Below are 237 nucleotides of genomic sequence, written 5' to 3'. Positions count from 1 at the left end.
ACCTTGACAAGGTGGAGTAGCTATTAAAAGCTTTACATCATCTGGAATATTACTAATATATTCATTAAAAATTTTCTTATCAGTTATATCTCCAACTATCATTTTAGAATTTTGATGAACTTTTTTATAAAATTCTGCTCTTTTTGGCAACAATTCATTTGATAATACCACTTTAATGCCTAACTTTTCCAAATCTAGTTCACCTATACCTGCACTAGAAAACATTGAGATTGCTTT

1 protein-coding gene is annotated in these 237 nt (G+C 28.3%); it reads right to left on the bottom strand.

Annotation, left to right across the window (positions count from 1 at the left end; genetic code table 11):
• Positions 1-225: DNA cytosine methyltransferase (locus tag AVBRAN12642_RS09825; protein WP_336608328.1), on the bottom strand; the 225-nt coding region annotated here is incomplete at its 3' end.
• Positions 226-237 lie beyond the last annotated feature (12 nt).

The organism is Campylobacter sp. RM12642, assembly GCF_020137635.1.
In the GTDB taxonomy this organism is placed as follows: domain Bacteria; phylum Campylobacterota; class Campylobacteria; order Campylobacterales; family Campylobacteraceae; genus Campylobacter_E.
This window is presented reverse-complemented; position numbering and strand designations above follow the sequence as displayed.